The following is a 24,493-nucleotide window of genomic DNA, read 5'->3' as shown; positions in this document are numbered from 1 at the left end:
TATGTTATGAGTCCTACACATCTACATTACCTTATACGAAATCAATCCAATCTTATCTATTACTTTTATGTAAATGACGAAAAAAAATTATTTTTCAGTTCTTATGACCAACAGTTAAATTTAATTGAAAATAAAGCGTTAGTCTCTGAACCTATTATAGAGTTTGGTGTTACCGTAGATGAAGATGATGTTGTACATTTAATTTATATTGATTCTTCAGGAAACTTAACTTATATGATAAAGAGAGATTTTAGTTATAGTTCTAAAACTTTAGGCAAACTAGATATTCAATCTAATACTTATAGATACTTAACTATCCATGTTCAAAAAGGTTTTACCCATTTGCTTTGTCTTAAGCAAAATATACTTAATTCTATGATAGTTTCTTTAGAACATACTTTTTGGGATTCTGGTAAGCCAAAAAAACATACGGTTACTTCATATATGCCAGGTAAATACCCCAGTCCTTTCTTTTTTGATGTAGATAGTTTAGGAAACTTCCATATTGTATATAAGGTATTACATAAAGGAAACCATCAGTTATATTATTATAAATTCTCTGAAAATAGTCAAAAATGGACTTCTAGAGAACATATTTCAAATATTTTAGAGGATCACTCTCACCCCTCTATGCTAATAGACAAAAAAGACACTTTGCACTTAGTTTGGACCTCGGTAGTGGATAATAATTTGGTTTTAAAATATAGACAAAAAAAGCATATTATTAACTTTAAGTCTACATGGTCAGATGTTATAAATTTAACGGATAAAAATTGTAACTGTATTCTTCCTGTATTTCTTGAGGATGAAGATAATATAAAAATTTACTATAAACAAAATAAAAGTATATTGTCTTTAGTAACAGATAATCAAGGTTTAAGTTGGAGTGAGACTAATACATCACCTAAGCTTGAAAATCCTATTCTTTATAGGTACAAGAGTTGTGTGAACCAGGAAGGAAGATGGAAAGCTAACTATTTATATGGTGAAGAAAATTACCCATTTTCTTTATGTCCTTTTAACAAGTCTTACAAAAGTTCAAAAACTGCAACAGATAAAACTACTCAGTTAAATATCAATAAAAATAATAATAATGAAATTGAAATGACTACCTCGTCTGACAATAATCTTTCTCATGATAATAAAGAAAATATAAATCTAAGGATAGAAAGTATAGTAGATGATATTGAATGTTATATTAATGACATGCAAGAACAGATTAATAAGTTGAAAAAAATTAAAGCATCTATAACTAATGATCCTACGGATGAAAGTTTTATTTCATACTCTAAAACTGTCGATCGACTAGTGTTTGCTCTTGAAAATCTAAATACTCAATATGCTAATATAGAGTCTGAACAAGCGGATTTAAAAAATAATTTGTCAAGTTACTGCAAAAAAATCGATATTTTTGATAACAAATTAGTCGATTTAAAGAAACAATATTTAATCATTGAGAATGACATTAATAATATACTTAAAGAAGAATCAGGCTTTTTTAATAAAGTTCTAAAGTATTTTAAAAACTAAGTAATCAACGAATTACTTAGTTTAGGAGATTGTATAATTAAAATTTAGTGGGTTAAACAGTTTGAAAAATGGTGTTCAATTTACTTCTTAAATATATATTAAATCTTTAGTCTAGAATTAATTTCTTGTTATAAATCTTTAATGTGTTATATAGTTTTAAAGCATATTCACTTTTGTAAAAGTTTTTCTACCATTAATACGTCTAACTTCATAAATTATAGATATATTTTTATTAATTTTATCTGCTTGCTCTTTCAGTATAAGTACATCTTTTTCTTTTAGACATTTTATTGAATAGCTACAGCCTGATTTGATTCTACAGGGTGTTGATATAAGTTGAAATTGATTAAATTTACTCTTTTTCAACAACTGATACAGTTGAATGGCATGATTTCTTGAATTAAATACAGCTATAAAATAATTTGATTCATTATATAATTGACCCATTTAAATCCCCCTTATCTTTTCTGTCATCTTCTATATTTGGTACTTTTTTATACTATTAATATATGAATACTAAACAAACTTGTTACGGAAAAAACAACCATCTAAAATCTAAAATTTAGATGGTTGTTTTTCCTTTATTTAGTATTTATCAGTTAATGGTTTTCTAAAATTAGCTAACTTAGTCTTTATTTTTTGTTCATAACCTTGCTCAGATGGTCTGTAATACACTTTATTTTTTATTTCATCAGGTAGATATTGTTGCTCCACATAATTACTCGGATAATTATGTGGGTATAAATAATTTAAACCATGCCCTAGGTTCTTTGCACCTTTATAATGTGCATCTCTTAGGTGGGTTGGTACCATTGTATGTACATTTGATATGTCTTCTAATGCTTTATCTATGGCTACGTAAGATGCATTGCTTTTCGGTGCAGATGCTAAATACGCAGTTGCTTGGGCTAGTGGAATTCTTCCTTCAGGCATACCGATTATTTGTATTGCGGTGTGGGTTGAAACTGCAATTTGAAGTGCTTGTGGGTCTGCGTTCCCTATGTCTTCCGAAGCACTTATGATTAAACGTCTGGCTATATATTCTGGGTCTTCCCCAGCAGCTATCATCTTAGCTAAATAATGTAAAGAAGCATCTGGGTCACTTCCTCGTATGCTTTTTATAAAAGCAGAGATCACATCGTAATGGTTGTCACCATTCTTATCATAATCTAATACCCTTTGTTGTATCGACTCTTGGGCCACATGGATATCTACAAAAATTTTACCTTCTTTGTTTGGACTTGTACTTAAACATGCAATTTCAAGTGCATTTAATGCTTTTCTTGCATCCCCATTTGACATATTTACAATATGGTTTAATGCTTCTTGAGTTATATCTAAATAAAGATTACCTAGTCCTTTTTCTTTATTTCTTATGGCCCTTTTTAATATATCTTGAATATCTTCATCTGTTAATTCTTCTAACTTTATTAAAGTAAGACGGGATAGAAGCGCATTGTTTATTTGGAAATATGGATTTTCAGTAGTAGCACCGATTAATATTAAGAGTCCGCTTTCAGCATGGGGCAATAATGCATCCTGTTGATTCTTAGAAAAGCGATGAATCTCATCAATAAATAATATACAGTCCTTCTTACTTACTGTTTTTATTTCTTTTATATGGTTTACCAACTCTTTAATCTCTTTTATCCCACTATTAACTGCGTTTAATTGGAAAAATTCTCCCTTTATTTCCTTCGCTAATAATCTGGCTAGGGTCGTTTTACCTGTTCCTGGAGGCCCATAAAAGATAAGAGAAGGCAATCTCTTTGCTTTTATACATTTTATTAAAAATTTATTGCTCTGTAATATATGTTTTTGACCAATTATATCATGGAGATTATTTGGCCTCATTCGGTCTGCCAAGGGCGCAGTACTCTCAATATTTATCTCTTTTGCTATATCAAATAAATCCATTTTAATCACCTGACTTTATCTTTTGTTTTATATTATGCAATGCTGTTTTTAGCACGTAATTCTTCTAGAATAAGCTCAAGTACCAAGGTTTCTCTCTTAATTGTTAATCCCATTGTAGATTGTTTCGTTGCCATTACTTCATTGTTGTGTTTTATTGCATCATTAATATCTATCCATACTGGGGATGTCCCATTGGCTAGTTCATAATCTTCCAGTTTGATGTTATCAAAATTCTCATCTGCTTCGCATATGTAGAAATAGGATAGCATATGCATATAGTCATACTCTGTTTTATAGTACGGTACGTATTCATCTGTGTATCCAAACTCCTTGATTACTTTAATCTTTTCTGCACCGATTTCTTCATTTAATTCTCGCTTTAATCCATCGATTCGGTCTTCATCTGTTTCTATACCACCACCTGGGAAAGTATAGTCGTCATATCTTTTTGTATATAGTAATAAAATTTTTGTACCTTTTAGTATAATTGCTCTCGCAGATTTTCGTTCAAATACTCTGGCCTCTTTTTCTTTCATTATATGATGGTTCATTTTTGCGATTAATTGCACCCTCGTCCCTCTTTCTTTATTAAAATAATTATATCTTAAATTCATAACTTTAAAATTTAATTTTATCATAGTTACGTCTAAATTTAAAGCAAGTCATACCTAATAAAAATAATACCCCAGGAATTTCAAATCCCATGGGGTATTACTACTTATCTTATATATTTTATTTTGAGTTAAGCTTTTCCATAGCTTCCGTTAATCTGTCTAATTTTTCATTTAAGTGATCTATATCCTGCTTAGTTGCAAAGGGCTGATTTTCTAATCCCGTATCAATAGTATTTTGAAATTTAGATGCAAAATCTTTACTTGTATTAGTCATTTGCCTCATTAAGTCAGTTGAATCATAGGAACTTGTAACTTTTTTATATAGGTCTTCGCTTTTTGAAATAAAATAGTTGTTGAATTTGTTGATCGCGTCTGCATTTATTCCTTTTCTAAAAAATTCGTTATATTTCTTCATTATGGAGTCCATAATTTCATAAGTATCATTTACTGTCTTTTCTCTTGTATCATTAAAATAATTATAAAGTTCAATAAGTATATTTGCACTTTCCATTTGTATTGCCATTATATTATTGTCGGAGGAATTAAATTTAGGTATTGTTGTCAGTTTTTTAAAAGTTTTTTGATAATTGTCATTACATAGACGCATATAGTCACGTAATCCGTTTACATCTCCTGCCATCCATTTGCTTAATGATTTTTGCATACCAGCCATACTATCATACCAAGGTTGGTAAACACCTCTGGCTGTATTAATAAACATTTCCTGTAAGAGTAAATTTTCATGAAAAAAGTTTTGAACAGGTTGGGGTAAGTAAGGAGAAAAATTATCAATAAAATGACTGAATATTTCAAATGACTTCAGATTTAATGATAGTATATCTGTTTCAGTTTTTATATTATCTTCTAGTTTATTTAATGTTTCTTCATAATAATTTTTTAAAGTTTTTTGACCATCTACCGTCTCCAACATATCATTAAAAAATTCGACGCATGTACTATAACCAGGAAGCTTATTGCCAGTATTCCTGCAAAAATTATTAATAGATTCATACAATCGATTATACATTTCTACAGTAAGCTTCATATTTTCGGCCATCTCTTTGTTACCCGTAAAAAAATTTGGTATTTGCTCCATAAAATTGGGTGAGAAACCATCCCCAACGGCATTCATAGCCTTTTTTTGCATGTCAAAATATTGCTTTGTGAAATTTTCTTGAAACTCTAGCATATTCATAAAATCATGTTCCCTCCTAAAACCATTTTATATCCAATTTATTATTGAATATAATCAATTTGTCATAAAATAAGTCTTGCCTAATTTCTTTCAAATTAAACATACAAGATAACTTTTTATAATAACTAATTATAATTATAGGAGATAATTTTATTATCTAATTTTTTTCAAAAAAAGTAGGAAAGGTTTTACCCCTCCCTTACTTTTTTTGATGGTTTATTTTAAAGTTAGTAGTAATTCACCTGATTGTACTTGTTGGTTTTCTTTTACAAGCACTGCATCAATTATACCGTCAGCTGAAGCAATGATATTTGTTTCCATTTTCATCGCTTCTACAATTAATAAACTTTGTCCTTCTTTAACTTCTTCACCTTCATTTATAAGTACTTTTAATACTGTGCCTGGTATGCTTGCGCCAATCTCTTTTTCATTATCTGGATCAGCCATTTTTACAAAATTCTCTTTTGCATCCACGCCACTTGCACGATCGTGTACTGTAATTTCACGTCTATTTCCATTTACTTCAAAAGCTATACTTCTCATGCCATCTGGTGAAATTTTACCTATTTCTAGAAGTTTGACAACTAAAATTTTTCCTTCAGCTATTTCCACTTCACATGTTTCGCCTTCTTGTAATCCATGGAAGAATACGTCACTTCCCATACGGCTAAAGTCACCGTACTCTTTAAGGAATTTTAGATAATCTTCATACACTTTAGGATATAAAGCGCAACTTAAGATTTCTTTCATAGTTGGCTCAAAGTTGTACTCTGTAGCTAGGTAATTTTTAATCTCACCAAAGTCCTCTGATTCAAGCAATTCTCCTGGTCTACAGGTAATTGCCTTTTCACCTTTAAGCACCAGCTTTTGTAGTTCTTCTGGGAATCCTCCCATTGGCTGCCCCATCATACCTTTAAAGTAAGATACAGCAGAGTCTGGGAAAGTCATATCTTTGCCTTTTTGATATATGTTTTCAGGTGTTAAATCATTTTGAACCATGAATATTGCTAGATCACCTACAAATTTAGATGATGGCGTTACCTTTGTAATATCCCCTACCATATCATTAACGGTTTTGTACATTTCTTTTACTTCTTTAAATCGATGTCCTAAACCAAAACTTTCCACTTGAGGCTTAAGGTTAGAATATTGTCCACCTGGTATTTCATATTTGTAAACCTCAGTAGTTCCTGATTTTAAGTCAGATTCGAATTGACTATATACAGGTCTAACAGCAGCCCAGTATCTAGATATTTCTTCCATAGCCTCTAAGTTCATTCCTGTATCTCTTTTAGTGTTTTCTAAAGCAGCTACAATTGAATTAAGGGCTGGTTGACTTGTTAATCCGGACATACTATTGAACGCCGTGTCTACGATATCGACGCCTGCTTCAGCAGCCATAAGTAGTGTTGCTACTCCATTACCACTTGTATCATGTGTATGTAAATGAATTGGTATGCTAATTTCCTGTTTTAAGGCTTTGATCAGTTTTTCAGCAGCATATGGTTTTAATAACGCCGCCATATCTTTAATTCCAAGTATATGAGCACCTGTTTTTTCTATTTCTTTTGCCATATCAACATAGTACTTTAATGTATATTTATCCCTTGTTTCATCTAAAATATCGCCAGTATAACAAATACATGCCTCAGCAACTTTATTATTGTTAAGTACTTCATCAATTGCCACTTCCATACCTTTTAACCAGTTAAGAGAATCAAATATTCTGAAGACATCAATTCCAGATGAAGAAGACTGTTTTATAAACTCTCTAATAACATTATCTGGATAGTTTTTGTATCCTACACCATTACTTCCTCTTATAAGCATTTGTAATAATACATTTGGTATCTTTCGGCGTAGCTCTTCTAATCTTTCCCATGGTGATTCCTTTAAGAAACGATACGCTACGTCAAAGGTTGCTCCTCCCCACATTTCTAAAGAGAAAAGATCTTTTCCTAAAACTGAAGTTGCTTTTGCAATTTTAGTCATGTCTTTTGTTCTAACTCTTGTTGCCATTAATGATTGGTGGGCATCTCTCATAGTGCTGTCTGTTAACAATAGTTTATCTTGTTGATTAATCCAATTAACTAATCCTTTTGGACCTTGAGTATCTAAAATTTGTTTTGTTCCTTCTAATCCTTCCGGTCTTTCAACTTTTGGAACTACTGGAACATCAAACTCTTGTTTGTTCCCTTGTGTTTCATTAACAACTTTATCACCAATAAACTTTAATAGCTTAAGTTCTTTGTTTGATTTTGCAGCAATTTCAAATAAAGATGGGGTTTCTGCTATAAAGTTTGTGTGACAGTTGCCCGCAAGGAAATCTTCATGGTTTAATACATTTATGAGGAAACCAGTATTCGTTTTGATTCCAGAAATCGATAACTCTTTTAATGACCTAGTCGACTTTCTTACTGCATCTTCAAAGGTTCTAGAGTATGAACTAACTTTTACTAATAAACTATCGTAGTATGGACTAATAACTGCTCCTGTATATCCATTACCACCATCTAAACGGACGCCAAAGCCTGAACCTGTTCTATAAACATCAATTCTTCCTGTATCTGGGGCAAATTGATTTGTTGGATCCTCTGTCGTTACACGACATTGTATCGCATATCCTCTAACTTTAATATCTTCTTGGTTTGCAATACCTACTTCATTAGAATCTAAAGAATATCCCTGTGCAACTAATATTTGACTTTGTACTAAATCAATACCTGTAACTAGTTCAGTGACAGTATGTTCTACTTGGATTCTTGGATTCATTTCAATAAAGTAGTGATTATTGTGTTTATCTACAAGAAACTCAACTGTTCCTGCATTACAGTAATCAACCGCTTTTGCAATTTTTATTGCATCGGCACAAATCTCTAGTCGCTTTTCTTCAGATAAAGAGATTGAAGGGGTAAATTCTACAAGCTTTTGATATCTTCTTTGTATTGAACAATCTCTTTCAAATAAATGTACTGTATTGCCATACTGATCACCTAAAATCTGTACTTCTATATGTTTAGGTTTTTCTAAAAACTTCTCTATAAAGATTGAATCATTACCAAAGGCTTTTTTAGCTTCATTCTGCGCACTTCTAAATGATTCTATAAGATCTTTTTCTCTATGTACAATTCTCATACCACGGCCACCGCCACCTGCAGCTGCCTTTATCATAACTGGATATCCACATTGATCTGCAAATTCTTTTGCATCCTTTTCAGACCTAATAGGCTTCTCAACACCTGGAATAACTGGAACATTAGCTTCAATTGCAACTAATTTTGATTGTATTTTGTCCCCTAAACTTTCAATCATTTTGTTTGTAGGCCCTATAAATACAATGCCTGCTTCTTGACATTTTCTTGCAAACTCTGGGTTCTCAGCTAAAAAACCGTATCCTGGATGGATTGCGTCAACACCTTTTTTTAATGCTAAGCTTATAATTTCGTCGATATCTAAGTAAGCATCTATTGGACCCTTATTTTTACCTATTAAATACGACTCATCTGCCTTTGTTCTAAATAATGCTGTTTTATCTTCGTTTGAGTAAATTGCGACTGTACGAATACCTAACTCCTTACATGCTCTAAAGATTCGTATAGCAATTTCTCCACGATTAGCAACTAGAACTCTTTTAAAATTTTTAATTGACATGTTTTTATCACCTCTATTTTTTGTTTTTATGCTAATATTATTTTTTCGAAATTTTAAAAGTTAACTTACTCTCTCATCCCCCTCATAAGTATAAGCATATAAAATTTGCCATGTTCAAATAACATGGCAATTAAGTAAAGTATAGTTCTGTATAATTATACTCATTGTATATTATACATGAAACTTCGTATTTTGTCACATAAAATTTATAAAATTCAGAATAAATGTCGATTTTTATTTTTTTCAAAACCTTCACCATTTGCTATAATATCAATTTGACAACATATATTTGTTACTATTAATTTAAATTTTAAATATTTTTGTATTGTATAATATATTTCTGTAAATATACGAACTTTATTTTATGTTGTTGATTTATTGTTCGTCATTATTGTGTATGGGGAGATATTCTTTACATGATAATTTCAATAATAATAGTTCCTTTGATAATTGTGGATTAGCTTGTCCGTTTGTTTCTTTCATAATTTGTCCCATCAAGTAACCTATTGCTTGTGTTTTTCCTTCATAATAATCATTTACTGGATTAGTATTACTGGTTAGCACTTCGTTAACTATTTTTTCTAACGCATCTTTATTTTTAATTTGTTTCAACCCTTTTTCTTCTATAATTACTTTTGGCCTTTTGCCTGTTAAAAACATAATTTTAAATACTACTTTCCCAATTTTTTGACTAATATCTTCTCGTTTTATTAAATTTATTAATTCAGCAAAGTCAGATTCTTTTATTAAAACCTGATCTACACTTATTTCATTAGCTTTTAATAACTTTAAAAAATCTCCCAAAATCCAATTGACTGTTGTTTTCGGATCTGCACCTGAAGCTACAATTTTTTCAAAGTAATTGCCCAATGCTTTATCTGATGTTAAAAGTTCAGCATCCTTTTCTTTTAACCTATAGTTATTGATATACCTTATTTTCCTTTCATTCGGAAATTCTGATAATTGTTTTTTAATGCAATTAATCCATGATTTGTCTATTGTTATTATGGGAATATCAGGTTCTGGGAAATATCTATAATCCTGGGATTCTTCTTTTTTTCGCATAGAAATTGTTTTACCCTTCACACTATCCCATCGTCTAGTTTCTTGCATCACCTTGTCCATTTGATTGTTGATGTATAACTCTTTTTGTCTTTGTTCTTCATTTTCGAGTGCCTTTTGTAATTCTTTAAAAGAGTTTATATTCTTTAATTCAACTTTTGTATTTAATTTGTATTCACCTTTTTTACGAATAGAAATATTTGCATCACAGCGTAATGAACCTTCTTCCATACGACAGTCTGAAATTTCCTGATACATCAATATATTTTTGATTGCTTTTACATATTCTACTGCTTCAGTTGGTGAACGCAGATCAGGTTCTGATACTATTTCTATCAATGGTATCCCTGCTCTATTGTAGTCAATTAATGTGTGAGGTTCTCTTTCTAAGTGTACTAATTTGCCTGCATCTTCTTCAATATGTATCCGATTAATCCTTATTCTATTAACACAATCAGCTCCTTTGTTAATATCAACAAATCCATCAAAACAAATCGGTTTATCGTTTTGTGAAACTTGATATGCTTTGGGTGTATCTGGATAAAAATAATTCTTTCTATCCATTTTACTAAAATTATTAATTTTGCAGTTAAAAGATAATCCTGCTTTTATGGCTAAATGTATTGTCTCTTTATTTAGTCTAGGCAATGTACCAGGTAGTCCAATACATACTGGACAAGTATTCTTATTTTTTTCCGCACCAAACTTAGTAGGGCAATTACAAAATATTTTCGAATTCGTTTTTAATTCGGCATGGATTTCTATTCCAATAATCGTTTCCCAAACCATTTTATTACTCTCCTTTTGACGTTATCATCTGGATTGTTTAATAGCTAGTTCTTGTTCTAGGGCATAAGCTGTTCGTAGAATTTTTGATTCACTAAAGCGGGGTCCAATTATTTGAATTCCTATTGGTAAATTTGAATTTGAAAAACCGCATGGCATGGATAATGCAGGTAAACCGGCTAAATTTGCACTAACTGTATAAAGGTCAGATAAGTACATATCCAATGGATCGAAAATCTTTTCACCAATGGAGAATGGTAATATTGGTGAAGTGGGACTTATTATTAGGTCATAATTTTGGAAAACACATTCGAATTGTTTTTTTATTTTATTTCGTAGATGTTGTGCTTTATTGTACCATGAATTGTAATGCTTTGACGTTAATGCATATGTCCCTAACATTATTCTACGCTTTACTTCTTTACCGAAAGCTTCATTTCTCGTATTTACCATCAATTCATTAATATTTTTATAATTTTCACTTCTATACCCATACCTTATACCATCAAATCTTGCTAGGTTCGAACTTGCTTCAGCGGAGGATATTATATAATAGGCGGATAAACTCTGTCGTGTTATTGGTAAAGAAATTTCTTCTATTGTTGCACCTGTGGATTTTAGTAATTTAATACTATCTTTTACTTTATTTTTTATTTGGATATCAAGTTTCTTAGGAAAAAACTCTTTTGGCATTGCAATTTTAATGTCTTTTATTTCTTCTTTTATACTATCTAAATAACTTTTCTCTTTATTAGTCTCTACTGTTGTTGGATCTAGTATATCTTTGCCCGCCATTACATCTAATGTTAAGGCACAATCTCTTACGTTTTTAGTAATAGGACCAATTTGATCTAATGAAGATGCAAATGCAACTAATCCATATCTTGATACCAAACCATATGTTGGTTTTAAACCAACAACGCCACAAAATGAAGCTGGCTGTCTTATAGAACCTCCGGTATCGCTTCCTAATGACATGAAAGATAAGCCTGAAGCTACAGATGCGGCAGATCCTCCGGAAGATCCTCCAGGAATACGTGTATAATCCCTTGGGTTTTTAGTAACTTTATAAGCTGAGTTTTCTGTTGAAGATCCCATAGCAAATTCATCTAAGTTAGTTTTTCCTATAATGATTGCTTCCGCTTCTTTTAACTTTTTCACTACAGTAGCATCATAGGGTGGAATGAAGTCTTCTAACATTTTTGAACCACAAGTCGTTTTTAAGTTTTCAGTGCAAATATTATCTTTTATAGCTATTGGTATACCTGCTAACTGCCCTAACTTTTCACCATTTCTATACTTTTTATCGATTTCTTTTGCTTGCTTAATTGCTGACTTCTCACATAATGTTAAATAAGCCCCTATTTCATTGTCTATTTCATATATTCTTAAAAATATATTTTTAACCAACTGTTCTACTGAGTATTTTTTTGTTAATAAATCCCTTTTAATATCGTTTATCGTTAGTTCATCAAAATTCATCATTACTCATCCTCTATTATTTTAGGTATTTTGATCAAACCATTTTCCATATTCTTAGTATTTCTAAAAAGTTTTTCTTGGTTATTCTCTGATAAAACAATATCTTTTCTATATTCATTTTTTTCTTTTACCATTTCTATATCCATTAATTCATATTCTGTTTCAGATTCATTAGCAGGATTAAAAAACTGTACTATATGGCCAAATTTTTTTGTAAATTCTATAATTTCCTTTTCTGTAAATGAAAGTTTTGCTAGTTGTGCTATATGTTTCACTTCTTCTTCACTAATTTTCATATATTGACCCTCTCTTTCTCTTTCATCCCTATATAAGTGCTTATTGCAGCATCATTAAATTTGATGAGATTCATAAACAGTACATCATCTCTTCAAATTGTTTTTTTTTGTAAAACAATTATACGGATTAACAGATGATAACCGAGGCTTAAGGTGTGTATTTTTTATATTTCATCTATACGCTTTTATATTATAATTAAAGGGTTCTATCACTAAAGTGATGTTTTTTGTCCTCATATTGTATAGTTTCGACTTACTTCTTTATATATCCTTTCGAAATATATCAATAATATGGGAAAACATTTTTAAATCGCAAGAATGAAAAAAGACTGTTACACCAATTAAGGTGCAACAGTCTTTTTCTTCTTTAATAAACTAGAAAAGTTTTATCTGCATTCAGGTGGACTAACAAAAGGTTCATTAACTTGTGGAGGGAATAACGGTGGGAATTCGTCACCACAAATCTGTCTTACTCTTGGCTCTTGTGCACAGAAACCTGTACTTAACACACATAACTGTACTGGAACTTTAATTTTCTTTTCACAGGTAATACAAATTGCAATAATTAAGTTTGCCGCTACCTCTCCTGTAGCAGGGTTAAATACAATATCCCTTGCTATACTTTGAGTTGCAAGTCTACCTAAGAATAATGCATTACAGAACTCTGTAAATTGTGGTAAAAATGCGGAATCAAATACTGATGGCATACATAGTTCAAAGAAGTTTGTTAATACTTGATTAATAGGGGCTCTACCTCTAAGTGTTGTAAATTGTGTATTTCCAGCTCCATCAATATACTCAACATCCATCTCAATATTAACATTTCCACTTACTGTAATTTCTTGTGATCCGAAAATTGGTGTTCCTAAACCTTCTTCATCACAATCTGTTGTATCAGTATAAATTAAATACTGAAGTAGCCCTGCTGGACCCGGTACTGTAACTGGACATCCCTTACCATCAAGTACAAATTGTGCTCCCGACAAAGTAGTATTCGGTGTTATTGTTAGATTTCTTGGATCATTTATATTGTTTGGGTTAAATGCTTTTCTTGCTCTAATATCTAATACTCGAACTATTCTAGATTTTGGACCACATTTTGAAACTGGTAATGCACCGAAAGGAACCTTTGCGACAGATTGTAGTCCTTGTAAATTAAATGTTACTGAATCATAAACTTTATCTACGAAAATACACTCTCCAACTACATCTTTTAATGAACCATCGAATGTACAACCAGTGTTTGAAATGCAACAAGGCTCATCTACTTGCATAGCCTCAATATTTAGGTTTTCATTATTAGACATTTGATAACTCCTCCTTTAATTTTATCAACTAATATTAATTACTCGCTTACTGTAAAATATGATTTATAGCTTGATTAAGTGCTATTCTTGTTATTTTTATTTTTGCTTTTGCATATATTTTGTATAAAGCGACAAGTTCTTAGACTTTTCAAGGAGGTGTTAATTATGATGAAATATGAAATTTCTAATTATAATTTTATCCCTAAGGATAAAGGTAAACAGATGCAGGATAACGCTTTGGCAAATAGTAAAGAAAAATCATTAGATTTGAATAAACCTTATGACAAAAAAACAACCAATAACGAATTAGATAATGAGTTATTATACTTAAAAAAGGAATTAGAACAAGCACGAAACAGCTTAAAAAGTAAAGATTTTGAGCTCGAGAAATTAAGAGAAGCGTATGATACCACGTTACGTAATACTACAGAAAAAAGTAAAATCACTGTTATTGACAGTAATTCCAACTCAGATACTATGAAAGTTTTAGAAAAAGAATTAGTAACATTAGAAGAAGAAAATGATTCGTTAAAACGTCAGGTAAAGAATTATAAAGATCATGTTCATTTTTTATATATACTACTTCTTGTTCTTGCAGTTCTATAATCCTATAAAAAAAGTGGTGATGGTGTTATGTGATCCCTCCAAAGCAGACTCAGTAATTTTAAAAATTACTGAGTCTGCTTTGGAGGTTTTTTTATTTAGATAAAAATTTACGAAACCATTGATACTCTGATATTTTTTCTGGATTTTCTAGACGGATAAACTCCTGTGGCATACCTACTAAGTATTTTGAAGCGTTTTCATTTTTGAAAAAGCTATCATTATCTACTAGATGTTTTAGCATTCTATCCAATAAATTTAATCCATCATTATTTATAAAAATAAAGTCTGCGCTTGCAAAGAAATATATATGAACAACTTTATTTGACAATAACAGTATTATGTTAACATCATTTTCTTTACAAATGTATTTTTTAATATTTTTTTTATTTGTTTGTTTAAATACATTGCTAATTGATTTAACTGGTTCGCAATGATTTAGACTTATGGATGATTCAATAAAGTCTAGGGAAAACGCTACTTCCTCTAGCATTATTTCACTATTCTTTAAACTGTTTTTCGTTATAGCATGGGCGTATACAATTGTTGTTGCAAAAGGTTTATATCCAAAATATTGAAATATATTTTTTTCAATATACTTTGTACTAATGTCAATATTATATATTTTTTCTTTTTTTATCACCTTTTCTAAATAATTAAATACATAGCTTAAATTCAGTTTGTTTAAGTACTGATTATCTATTTTAAGTGTATGAATAAACATATAACTTCCATATGGTAAGGGCTCATTGTTTTTATTCATGCCTATATAACCTACTATATCTTTCCTTGTAATAATCAAATAGAAAAATTTCTCGTCATATAAATTTAAAGATTTTAATTTTTCTATCTCAAAAACAATATATTCAGGTATTTTTCTTTTGACTGTGCTTAAAGGCATTACTAGAATACTGTCTTTACCTTTTTTAAGTTCTAATTTATCTTGATCATTTTCATTAATCATCTCTACTTTTTTAATTAAATTTTTAAGTTCTTTTATCATATAACTTTTTGTATCTTTATTTTTTATTGGATTTGTAGATTTTTCATATAAAAAATTAGTAAACTCCGTTAAATCAATGTTATTTTGCATACACTTTAATGAAATGTCTTTATATAGTATTTCCATTATTTTTCTTTCTTCTTGGTTTTTCATGTGTACACCCCCAGTAGTAAAATATTATTTTTAAGGGGGAAAATATATTACAAAAAAAAGACAATTATATAGAAATATAATTGTCTTTTTTATCTAACATAATTAGTATAAAGGATATTTATCACATAGGTCTTTTACCATTGATCTTGCTTTTACTTTATCTTCAGGATTAGTAATAATTGTTGATATAATATCCGCAATAGTACTCATGTCATTTTCCAGCATACCTCTAGTGGTTACCGCTGGGGTGCCTATTCTGACTCCACTTGTAACAAATGGACTTTGTGGATCAAATGGAATTGTGTTTTTATTTACTGTAATGCCTATTTCATCTAGTAGAATCTCTGCATCTTTTCCAGTTATATTTTTATTTCTCAGATCTATCAAGACTAAATGATTATCTGTTCCTCCAGATACTAGATCAAAGCCTTTATTTATTAATTCTTCAGCTAGTATTTTTGCGTTTTTGACTACTTGTTCTTGATAAGATTTAAACGCTGGGCTAAGTGCTTCTTTAAATGAAACTGCTTTAGAAGCAATAACATGCATTAAAGGACCACCTTGTAACCCAGGAAAAATTGCTTTATCAATCATTTGCGCATATTTTTCTTTGCACAAAATAGCTCCTCCTCGGGGGCCTCTTAATGTTTTATGGGTTGTAGTAGTAACAAAATCTGCATAATCACAAGGATTTTGGTGTAATCCAGCAGCAACTAAACCGGCTATATGTGCCATATCTACCATTAGATATGCACCGACCTCATCTGCTATTTCTCTAAAAATTTTAAAATCAATTTTCCTTGGGTATGCACTTGCTCCAGCTACAATAAGTTTTGGTTGTGTTTCTTTCGCTATTCTCTTAACTTCTTCATAATCGATTTTTTGGGATTTGCTGTCTACTCCATAAGATTCAAAATTATAGTATTTCCCTGAAATGTTAACAGGACTTCCATGAGTTAAGTGTCCTCCATGAGACAGGTTCATACCTAGAACAGTATCTCCAGGATTTAATACTGCTAAATAAACACCAAGATTTGCATTAGCTCCTGAGTGGGGTTGTACATTTGCATGATCTGCATTAAATAACTTCTTTAATCTATTTCTTGCTATATCTTCAGCTATATCTACTTCCTCGCAACCACCATAATACCTTTTACCTGGATACCCTTCAGCATATTTATTTGTTAATTGGCTGCCCATTGCTTCCATTACTGATTTAGAAACAAAATTTTCTGAGGCAATCAATTCAATTTTTTCTCTTTGTCTATTTGTTTCTCTTTCTATTACCTCAAATATTTCTGAATCTGTTTTTTTCAATTCATTAAAATCCATATATATGTACTCCCTTCATACTAAACATTAAATACATTATAGTTTTTTTTACATAATATTGCAACAATTGACAAGATTTTAACTCTATGTAAAATATAATATATATTTTAGTATTAGTATTTTATTTTTTTCATATCCTATGATAACATTAATTATTATGGAAATTGTAATATTTTTCGGAGGGTTATATATATGAGTTCTACTTTTAATAAAAAATTATTAATAATGGCTTTATACGCAGGGGAAATTATGCTTAAAAGTGGTGCCGAAGCTTATAGAGTAGAGGATACCATTTATAGATTATGTCATTCTAGAAAATTTAGATATATTGATTCGTATGTTACGCCAACAGGGATCTTTGTTACCATTGATAATGAAGGAGAACGTACTGAGGATATCACAAGCTATATAAAACGAATTAACACACGAAGTATAAATCTAAACAAAGTTGCTAAGGTTAATGACTTTTCTAGAAAGTTTGTACAAGGTGAAATGACTATTGAAGAAGCCATGAAAACCTTAAAAGAAATTGATGCTATTGAACCCTACTCAACTCTAGTACATGCTCTATGTGGTGGGATTGCAAGTGCATTCGTTTCTATATTGTTTGGTGCTAATATTTACGAGTTTGCAGCAGCTCTTTTAACTAGTATAATTGTTACCTTCGTCGTTAAAAGTTTATATAAAATCTATTTTCCTCCTTTCTTAACAAATATATCTGGAGGGGTTGTAGCTGCATTAGGGGCAATATTAACTTCTTATATTAGTGTCAATGTTAATGTTGATGTTGTCATTGTCGGCGCAATTATGGTTATGGTTCCTGGTGTAGCTATAACTAATGCAGTTAGGGACTCTATTACTGGGGATTTAGTTTCTGGTTTGGCTAAGGGAATTGAAGCTCTAATAATTGCTACTTCTATCGCTTTCGGCGTCGGATTTGTTTTACAAGTCTGGATTCTAATAACAGGAGGCCAATTAATATGATTTATATTTATAACTTCTTTTTTGCTATAATTTGTACTGTTGGTTTTGGCGTGTTATTTAATGTTCCCAAATCATCTTTATTTAAAGCTGGCTTAGGCGGGGGCGTTGGATGGGTATTATATAATTTATTTTTTAACTTAACTGATTCATCCGTATTAGCCACTTTTGTAGCTTCTTTTGCTATAGCAGTCATAGGTGAGATATTTGCAGTATTATATAGAAATCCTATAACTATGTATATTATACCTGGGATTGTGCCTTTGGTTCCAGGCTACGGATTATACTACACAATGCTCTCGATCATTGATAAAAATTATGATTCTGCAGCTACTTATGGAAGCGAATCTTTACTCATTTCAATTGCAATTGCAGGTGCCCTTACTATTGTTCTTTCAATAAACACATTTAGAAAAAGTAGAAAACCTTATAGAAAAAAACACTTGCGTTAAAGTATAATGCAAGTGTTTTTCTATAGAATATTATAGTCTATCTTTAAATGATTTCACTTATAATTGGTGTATACTTTCCTTTTGACTCTAATTGCTTGTTTTTTGACCGTATTATAACAAATGTTAATGCCATTGATAAAACCCCAATGATTGCTGATATCATTTCTACATTAATTCTAGTATCCAGTCTACTAAATAATGCCATAGATATTGAAATTCCTACAAGAAGTGTAATTAAAGGTATCATATATATTATAAATGCTGCTTTTAGTACGTTTTGGCTCTCTAGATCAAGGCTAACTTCTTCACCAACCTGTGCATTTACCTTGTTAATTGCAATTACTTCCATTGATTTTTCACGGCCGGCACTGCATGCATTACATTTTTCACAGCTTGAATGTCTTCTTATTTGAACTTTTGCATTATCTCCTAAAATTTGTGTTACTGTTCCTTGTCGTTTCAAAATACCACTCCTTATTTGCTAATTAAATCTCTAACTACCACTGATGCTAATATAAGGCCTACTACTGATGGTACAAAAGCAACACTACCTGGTATTTGATGTCTTACTGTACAAGTACGCTCCTTATTTGTGCATATACAATCTGTTTTGCAATCACTTTTTATTGTATGTGGGACTATGGGTTTTTCTTTTGAATAAACGACTTTCAGATCTGTTACATTTCGTTTTCTTAATTCTTTTCTCAAAACTTTTGCTAAAGGACATATTGTCGTATTGTAGATATCAGATACTTCAAATTTTGTAGGATCTAATTTATTACCTGCACCCATACTACTTATAATAGGTAAACTTTTCTCTTTACATCTCACTACTAAGTCTATTTTTGATGTAACCATATCGATAGCATCGACTACATAGTCATAACTATCATCTAGGATCCTTTCAGCACTTTCACTTGTATATAGCTCTTTAAATACAGTTACTTTTGCTTTAGGGTTTATGTCTAAAATACGATCTTTCATTACTTCGACTTTTGCTTTTCCCACTGTTGAGCGAGTAGCATGTATTTGTCTATTTATATTTGTTAAGCATATGTCATCATCATCTATAAGCACAAAACTGCCTACTCCTGTTCTAGCTAACGCTTCTACAGTAAATGTTCCTACTCCTCCTATGCCAAAAACTGCAACCTTTGATTTTTTTAACTTATCTAACCCTTCTGTTCCAATAAGTAGTTCTGACCTTGAAAAAGAATGTAGTGCCATTGTCTTCCTCCCTTGATGCTTAATTCTTTTCTTATATAAAGTATATCACATTCGTTATATTTTTTCTTTTATCTTAATATTTAAACACAAAAAATTCCTAATCGTTAATAATATTAGGAATCTAAAAACTTAAGTTTTACCCGCCATGCCGTAACTCGGTTGTTTTGAAACCCTCTTTCGAAGGTGGGTACTCTGTTAATTCCTTCATAATTCCACTCCAAGGTGGCATTTATTCCACAATCAAACCCGAGTTCCCAATGTAAATATGTTGGATCAAAACTATACGAGTATACCACACACAGCAGGTTTTTAATTAATTAATTTTCTTAGTCTATAATAGCATACTTTTCGACATTTATCAATGTTGTTCGTTTTTAACGCTAATTTTCAAATCATCTAATTGCTTTAAATCAGGATTTGAAGGTGCATTTGTCAAAGGACAAATTGCATTCTGATTTTTAGGGAATGCTATTACTTGTCGTATATTTTCTTCACCACTTAACAGCATTACTAATCTATCAAAACCAAATGCAATTCCACCATGAGGTGGTGTTCCATATTTAAAAGCTTCCATTAGGAAACCAAACTTTTCCCAAGATTCTTCTTTTGTAAAACCTAGTACACTAAACATTTTTTGTTGTAATTCCGATGAGTAGATTCGCATGCTGCCGCCACCTATTTCATGTCCGTTTAAGACAATATCATAAGCTTTAGCTCTAACTTTGCCTGGCTCTGTTTCAAGTAAATCAATATCTTCATCCATTGGAGAAGTAAAAGGATGATGTTTTGCTACGTATCTTTTTTCTTCCTCATCATACTCAAGTAGTGGAAACTCAGTAACCCATAGTAGATTATACTCCTGTGGATTTAATATGTCTAATCTTTTTGCAACTTCAAGCCTTAAATGTCCTAAAGCATCGTGTACAACTGGTAGCTTATCTGCTACAAACAAAAGTAAATCTCCCTCTGTACTACTTGTTAACTTCAATAGTTCATTTACTTCTTCTTCATTGAAAAACTTAGCTATAGGTGAATTCACTCCTGATTCTGTTACTTTCATCCAAGCTAACCCTTTTGCACCATAGTTTTTAACATATTCTTCTAAAGATTGTATATCTTTTCGGCTAAATTTATCTGCCTGATTTTCAATATTAATACACTGAACACTTCCACCGCTTTCAACAGTTGAAGAGAATACTTTAAAGTTACTTTCCTTTACTAGTTCAGAAACATCAACTAATTCATACCCAAAACGTGTGTCCGGTTTATCTGACCCATAACGACGCATAGCTTCTTCATATGTTAGTCGTTTAAATGGTAATTGAATGTCTACATCTAGGGTGTCTTTAAATACTTTTTTTATTAGTTTTTCGTTTATTTCGATTACATCTTCTGTATCTACAAAGGATAATTCACAGTCTATTTGAGTAAACTCTGGCTGCCGGTCTGCTCGTAAGTCTTCATCTCTAAAGCATTTCACAATTTGAAAGTATCGATCCATGCCCGAAACCATGAGTAATTGTTTGAAAAGTTGTGGAGATTGAGGCAACGCATAAAAATTACCTGGGTTCACTCTACTTGGCACTAAATAGTCTCTCGCGCCTTCAGGTGTGGTTTTTGTTAGCATTGGCGTTTCTATTTCTATGAAGCCTTCTTCAGTTAAAAAGTTTCTAATGGTGTTACCCACTTTATGACGCATCATTAGGTTTTTTTGCATAGATGGTTTTCTTAAATCTAAATACCGATACTTTAATCTTAGATTTTCTGATACATCATCATCATCTTTTATATAAATTGGTGGTGTTTCTGATTTGTTCAGTATAGTCATATCAGTTGCAAACACTTCAATCTGTCCCGTAGGCATATTTGGATTGATAGACTCTCTCTTATGAACTTTTCCTGTAACTGTTATAACGTACTCTGATCCAAGTTGTTCGGCTAGTTCAAAAGCATCTTTTGAAACATCAGTATCATATACTACTTGTACAATTCCAGAGCGGTCTCTTAGATCAACGAATATTAATCCACCTAAATCTCTTCTTTTTTGTACCCATCCACTTATGGTTATAATGTCACCGATATTTTCGTTATTTAGTGTACCACACATATGCGTCCTCTTCATAATCTACTCCCCTTCAATAAGTCTTTCCTTAAGAATATTAACAACATCATCATAACTAACTTGTTCTTGTTCACCAGTAAGCATATTTTTTAATAAAACGACATTATTATTTACTTCTTCATCGCCAATTACAATCGTATATGTCGCACTTAATTTATCTGCATATTTAAACTGGGCTTTTACACTTCGTGTTACATGATTTTGATCTGCTTTTATCGATTGGTCTCTCATCATTTTTAAAAGTTTGAACCCTACTAATGAAGCTGATTCACCCATTGTAACAATAAAAGCATCTGTATTTTTGGGTTTAGGTATATCAATTTGCTGATTTTCTAAAGATAATAGAGCCCGTTCTAATCCCATTCCAAATCCAACTCCTGGAGTCTTAGGTCCACCGCAGTCCTCAACAAGTTTATCATATCGACCACCACCACATAATGTTCCCTTTTTCCCAGCTTCTTCGGTTATAATTTCGAAAGCAGTTTTAGTATAGTAATCTAAACCTCTTACAATTTTAGGGTCTACAGTATAGTTAATCTCTAATGCTTCCAAGTATTTTTTCAGCTCGTTGAAATGATCATGACACTCATCACATATATGATCTATCATAAGTGGTACTTCAGTAAGTTGTTCTTGACATTTATCCACTTTACAGTCAATAATTCTCATAGGATTACGGTCATATCTACTTAGACAGGTTGTACAAAGATTATTAACTTTTTCTGATAGATAGTTCTTTAGCTCTTTATGGTACGCTTCTCTACAAATTGGACAGCCAATATTATTAATCCTTAGCTCTAATTGTTTTATCCCCAAGCTTTGATAGATGGTCATGGCTAAATTTATTACTTCTGCATCAATTGAAGGATTTGATGCGCCAAAAACCTCTACTCCAAATTGATGGTGCTCTCTGTACCTTCCTGCTTGAGGTTTTTCATATCTAAAAACTGGTGTTATGTAAAATAACTTTGTGGGCTGACTATCGGCGTATAGTTTATGCTCTATAAAGGTTCTTACTACGGATGCCGTCCCTTCAGGTTTTAATGTAATACTTCTTTTTCCTTTATCTTCAAAAGTGTACATCTCTTTTTCAACTACATCTGTTGTTTCACCAATACCTCTTTCAAAAAGTTCAGTATGTTCAAAAACAGGTGTTCTCATTTCTTTAAAACCATATTTCTCTGCTACGCTTTTAGCTATGTTTTCTATATAATTCCATTTATATACATCACTTGGTAATACATCATGAGTACCTCTTGGTGCCTTTGTTATCATGCTCTATTCCTCCAATGCTTTTCTTTTTCTTTCTACCATTTCTTCTACTCGGTCTATATAATGCTCTAGATTTTTTACATTAGGAACCCTTTCAAACCTGTTCTCTTTTTGGGAAACAACTTTAGTAATAGCTCCTGCACCTAATGCAATTATTGTCTGTTTTTCTTCTATCATTTGAATATTATAAATGCATTCATAACCTTCTTTACTATAACCTACATTTTCGAGATTGCCAACCATATGCTTTTGGCGGTACATATAGTAAGGCTTTAGATCCATCTCTTTCGCACATTGACTGGTTAACGAGATCATATCTATGATTTTATCACTTGATTTTTCCTTAGAATAATCGTATTGCTTCAGATCGGATGTATTTTTTATTGCTAGGGTATGAACCGTTATGTTGGTCGGTGATAATTTTTTAATACCGTTCATAGTTTGTTCTACTATTTCTACAGTTTCATTAGGCAGGCCAATTATAACATCCATATTAATATTGTCAAAACCTACTTCTAAAGCTAATTTATATGCTTGAACAATTTGTTCTGATGTGTGGTTTCGACCAATTGTTTCTAATGTGCAATTATTCATCGTTTGAGGATTTATACTTAGACGATTAACTTTTAACTTTTTAAGGAGTTTCAATTTGTCTAATGTAATGGTTTCTGGACGCCCAGCTTCAAAAGTTATTTCTTTGACATTATCTAATATGAAACTTTTTTCTAAACAGTTGAACAATCTTGTGATTTGTTCTAGATTTAATGTGCTTGGTGTTCCGCCACCTATATAGAGACTCTCTATTATTTTATCTTGTATTCCTCCAACTTTAGATGTCATTTCTATCTCTTTACACAATGCAGCAATATAAGCATCTGTTTTATGATCCCATCTATTGATAGGATTTGATGGAAATGAACAGTAGGTGCACCGTGTTGGGCAAAAAGGAATGCTAATGTAAATACTAATTTTATTTGCATCAATTGGATATACATATTTGTTCTCAACTTTAGCAACATCTATTAACAACTGTACCTTATTGTCGTTAACTAAATATTCATTTTTTAGAATATAGCTTATTTCAAGCTCATCTTTATTTTGTGAAAACAATTCATGTACAATCTTTGTTGGACGAATACCTGTTAATATGCCCCAAGGTACTGTTTTTTTAGTTAGTTTTTTTAAAATCAGATAAATGCCTCTTTTAATACTTTTTATTTCTTTACGTTTCTCTTCTAAGGTATTGTCAGTTACAGTAAAGGACTCTACAATATTCTCAATGGTATCATCATTTATTTTTGTTATAACCTGTTTTTGATTCTCAACTCTTTTCACTATGCTTAAAACTTCATTGGTGTCTTGAGATAACTTGCTAGTTACCTGATCCATTTCAGGCTCTAATACGTTAAATTCACTAGAATTATAAAAGGTTTTTAGCAATTCCTTAACTTCATATATATGACTGTGGCCTATAATTTTTAGTTGTACCATTTTACTACCTCTTATTT

20 protein-coding genes and 1 other RNA gene are annotated in these 24,493 nt (G+C 31.2%); 4 read left to right on the top strand and 17 right to left on the bottom strand.

The features are described from left to right. Nucleotides 1–6 precede the first annotated feature (6 nt). Nucleotides 7–1,530 (top strand): hypothetical protein, encoded by a 1,524-nt coding sequence (locus tag RH915_RS01180; protein ID WP_310477422.1) that lies wholly within the window; start codon nt 7–9, stop codon nt 1,528–1,530. A 156-nt stretch (nt 1,531–1,686) separates the two neighbouring features. Here the strand turns inward: RH915_RS01180 and RH915_RS01175 are convergent, their stop codons facing one another. From RH915_RS01175 to RH915_RS01135, 9 genes are all read right to left on the bottom strand, one after another. Next, nucleotides 1,687–1,977, bottom strand: a complete 291-nt coding sequence (locus RH915_RS01175; protein WP_310477421.1) for a DUF3343 domain-containing protein — start codon at nt 1,975–1,977, stop codon at nt 1,687–1,689. Between the two features lie 138 nt (nt 1,978–2,115). Then, the gene (locus tag RH915_RS01170; protein ID WP_310477420.1) at nt 2,116–3,447 is read right to left on the bottom strand and encodes a replication-associated recombination protein A; all 1,332 of its coding nucleotides are present in this window, start codon (nt 3,445–3,447) and stop codon (nt 2,116–2,118) included. A gap of 32 nt (nt 3,448–3,479) precedes the next feature. Further along, nucleotides 3,480–4,016, bottom strand: a complete 537-nt coding sequence (locus tag RH915_RS01165; protein WP_310477419.1) for an NUDIX domain-containing protein — start codon at nt 4,014–4,016, stop codon at nt 3,480–3,482. Between the two features lie 163 nt (nt 4,017–4,179). Continuing rightward, entirely contained in the window at nt 4,180–5,256 is a 1,077-nt protein-coding gene (locus tag RH915_RS01160; protein ID WP_310477418.1) for a poly(R)-hydroxyalkanoic acid synthase subunit PhaE, read from the bottom strand. A 216-nt stretch (nt 5,257–5,472) separates the two neighbouring features. Continuing rightward, nucleotides 5,473–8,907: a pyruvate carboxylase gene (locus tag RH915_RS01155; protein ID WP_310477417.1), complete on the bottom strand. Its 3,435-nt coding sequence runs from the start codon at nt 8,905–8,907 to the stop codon at nt 5,473–5,475. Nucleotides 8,908–9,282: 375 nt separating this feature from the next. Then, nucleotides 9,283–10,758 (bottom strand): Asp-tRNA(Asn)/Glu-tRNA(Gln) amidotransferase subunit GatB, encoded by a 1,476-nt coding sequence (gatB, locus tag RH915_RS01150; protein ID WP_310477416.1) that lies wholly within the window; start codon nt 10,756–10,758, stop codon nt 9,283–9,285. A gap of 24 nt (nt 10,759–10,782) precedes the next feature. Continuing rightward, nucleotides 10,783–12,237, bottom strand: coding sequence for an Asp-tRNA(Asn)/Glu-tRNA(Gln) amidotransferase subunit GatA (gatA, locus tag RH915_RS01145; protein ID WP_310477414.1), 1,455 nt, complete (start codon nt 12,235–12,237; stop codon nt 10,783–10,785). Between the two features lie 2 nt (nt 12,238–12,239). Continuing rightward, entirely contained in the window at nt 12,240–12,533 is a 294-nt protein-coding gene (gatC, locus tag RH915_RS01140) for an Asp-tRNA(Asn)/Glu-tRNA(Gln) amidotransferase subunit GatC (RefSeq protein WP_310477413.1), read from the bottom strand. Between the two features lie 386 nt (nt 12,534–12,919). Then, nucleotides 12,920–13,840, bottom strand: coding sequence for a hypothetical protein (locus RH915_RS01135; protein ID WP_310477412.1), 921 nt, complete (start codon nt 13,838–13,840; stop codon nt 12,920–12,922). A gap of 165 nt (nt 13,841–14,005) precedes the next feature. Here RH915_RS01135 and RH915_RS01130 point away from each other — a divergent pair, with 165 nt between their 5' ends. Then, nucleotides 14,006–14,446 carry a hypothetical protein gene (locus RH915_RS01130; RefSeq protein WP_310477411.1) on the top strand — a complete coding sequence of 147 codons (441 nt, stop codon included), beginning with the start codon at nt 14,006–14,008 and terminating at the stop codon, nt 14,444–14,446. 91 nt (nt 14,447–14,537) lie between these two features. Here the strand turns inward: RH915_RS01130 and RH915_RS01125 are convergent, their stop codons facing one another. Beyond that, nucleotides 14,538–15,599 carry a hypothetical protein gene (locus tag RH915_RS01125; RefSeq protein WP_310477410.1) on the bottom strand — a complete coding sequence of 354 codons (1,062 nt, stop codon included), beginning with the start codon at nt 15,597–15,599 and terminating at the stop codon, nt 14,538–14,540. Between the two features lie 102 nt (nt 15,600–15,701). Further along, on the bottom strand, nt 15,702–16,931 hold the full coding sequence (gene glyA, locus RH915_RS01120) for a serine hydroxymethyltransferase (protein ID WP_310477409.1): 1,230 nt from the start codon (nt 16,929–16,931) through the stop codon (nt 15,702–15,704). Between the two features lie 192 nt (nt 16,932–17,123). On the opposite strand from glyA, the gene RH915_RS01115 reads away from it, so the two are divergent. Then, nucleotides 17,124–17,915, top strand: coding sequence for a threonine/serine exporter family protein (locus tag RH915_RS01115; RefSeq protein ID WP_310477408.1), 792 nt, complete (start codon nt 17,124–17,126; stop codon nt 17,913–17,915). Then, nucleotides 17,912–18,364, top strand: coding sequence for a threonine/serine exporter family protein (locus RH915_RS01110; RefSeq protein WP_310477407.1), 453 nt, complete (start codon nt 17,912–17,914; stop codon nt 18,362–18,364). The genes RH915_RS01115 and RH915_RS01110 overlap by 4 nt, the downstream gene beginning before the upstream one ends. Nucleotides 18,365–18,407: 43 nt before the next feature. Here the strand turns inward: RH915_RS01110 and RH915_RS01105 are convergent, their stop codons facing one another. From RH915_RS01105 to hemZ, 6 genes are all read right to left on the bottom strand, one after another. After that, a complete protein-coding gene (locus RH915_RS01105; protein WP_310477406.1) occupies nt 18,408–18,827 on the bottom strand; it encodes a SoxR reducing system RseC family protein in 420 nt (139 codons plus the stop codon). A gap of 11 nt (nt 18,828–18,838) precedes the next feature. Then, entirely contained in the window at nt 18,839–19,591 is a 753-nt protein-coding gene (locus RH915_RS01100) for a tRNA threonylcarbamoyladenosine dehydratase (RefSeq protein ID WP_310477404.1), read from the bottom strand. A 133-nt stretch (nt 19,592–19,724) separates the two neighbouring features. Further along, nucleotides 19,725–19,902, bottom strand: a non-coding RNA gene (gene ssrS / locus RH915_RS01095) — 6S RNA. 47 nt (nt 19,903–19,949) lie between these two features. Beyond that, complete coding sequence (gene aspS, locus RH915_RS01090; protein WP_310477402.1) at nt 19,950–21,713, bottom strand: aspartate--tRNA ligase; 1,764 nt, start codon at nt 21,711–21,713, stop codon at nt 19,950–19,952. Nucleotides 21,714–21,716: 3 nt separating this feature from the next. Further along, on the bottom strand, nt 21,717–22,988 hold the full coding sequence (gene hisS / locus RH915_RS01085; RefSeq protein ID WP_310477401.1) for a histidine--tRNA ligase: 1,272 nt from the start codon (nt 22,986–22,988) through the stop codon (nt 21,717–21,719). A 3-nt stretch (nt 22,989–22,991) separates the two neighbouring features. Continuing rightward, the gene (hemZ, locus tag RH915_RS01080; protein ID WP_310477400.1) at nt 22,992–24,476 is read right to left on the bottom strand and encodes a coproporphyrinogen dehydrogenase HemZ; all 1,485 of its coding nucleotides are present in this window, start codon (nt 24,474–24,476) and stop codon (nt 22,992–22,994) included. Nucleotides 24,477–24,493: the final 17 nt, after the last annotated feature.

The sequence above is a fragment of the Serpentinicella sp. ANB-PHB4 genome, from assembly GCF_031432315.1.
In the GTDB taxonomy this organism is placed as follows: domain Bacteria; phylum Bacillota; class Clostridia; order Peptostreptococcales; family Natronincolaceae; genus Serpentinicella.
The sequence above is the reverse complement of the archived record's forward strand: the minus strand, read 5'-3'. Positions and strand labels throughout refer to the sequence as shown.

Bases quoted from the DNA above. Each gene is read 5' to 3' on its own strand.
- hemZ (WP_310477400.1), bottom strand. From the start codon at position 24,476: ATGGTACAACTAAAAATTATAGGCCACAGTCATATATATGAAGTTAAG.
- RH915_RS01110 (WP_310477407.1), top strand. From the start codon at position 17,912: ATGATTTATATTTATAACTTCTTTTTTGCTATAATTTGTACTGTTGGT.
- RH915_RS01155 (WP_310477417.1), bottom strand. From the start codon at position 8,907: ATGTCAATTAAAAATTTTAAAAGAGTTCTAGTTGCTAATCGTGGAGAA.
- hisS (WP_310477401.1), bottom strand. From the start codon at position 22,988: ATGATAACAAAGGCACCAAGAGGTACTCATGATGTATTACCAAGTGAT.
- glyA (WP_310477409.1), bottom strand. From the start codon at position 16,931: ATGGATTTTAATGAATTGAAAAAAACAGATTCAGAAATATTTGAGGTA.
- gatA (WP_310477414.1), bottom strand. From the start codon at position 12,237: ATGAATTTTGATGAACTAACGATAAACGATATTAAAAGGGATTTATTA.
- RH915_RS01115 (WP_310477408.1), top strand. From the start codon at position 17,124: ATGAGTTCTACTTTTAATAAAAAATTATTAATAATGGCTTTATACGCA.
- aspS (WP_310477402.1), bottom strand. From the start codon at position 21,713: ATGAAGAGGACGCATATGTGTGGTACACTAAATAACGAAAATATCGGT.
- gatB (WP_310477416.1), bottom strand. From the start codon at position 10,758: ATGGTTTGGGAAACGATTATTGGAATAGAAATCCATGCCGAATTAAAA.
- RH915_RS01180 (WP_310477422.1), top strand. From the start codon at position 7: ATGAGTCCTACACATCTACATTACCTTATACGAAATCAATCCAATCTT.
- RH915_RS01130 (WP_310477411.1), top strand. From the start codon at position 14,006: ATGATGAAATATGAAATTTCTAATTATAATTTTATCCCTAAGGATAAA.
- RH915_RS01160 (WP_310477418.1), bottom strand. From the start codon at position 5,256: ATGAATATGCTAGAGTTTCAAGAAAATTTCACAAAGCAATATTTTGAC.
- RH915_RS01175 (WP_310477421.1), bottom strand. From the start codon at position 1,977: ATGGGTCAATTATATAATGAATCAAATTATTTTATAGCTGTATTTAAT.
- RH915_RS01100 (WP_310477404.1), bottom strand. From the start codon at position 19,591: ATGGCACTACATTCTTTTTCAAGGTCAGAACTACTTATTGGAACAGAA.
- RH915_RS01170 (WP_310477420.1), bottom strand. From the start codon at position 3,447: ATGGATTTATTTGATATAGCAAAAGAGATAAATATTGAGAGTACTGCG.
- gatC (WP_310477413.1), bottom strand. From the start codon at position 12,533: ATGAAAATTAGTGAAGAAGAAGTGAAACATATAGCACAACTAGCAAAA.
- RH915_RS01125 (WP_310477410.1), bottom strand. From the start codon at position 15,599: ATGAAAAACCAAGAAGAAAGAAAAATAATGGAAATACTATATAAAGAC.
- RH915_RS01135 (WP_310477412.1), bottom strand. From the start codon at position 13,840: ATGTCTAATAATGAAAACCTAAATATTGAGGCTATGCAAGTAGATGAG.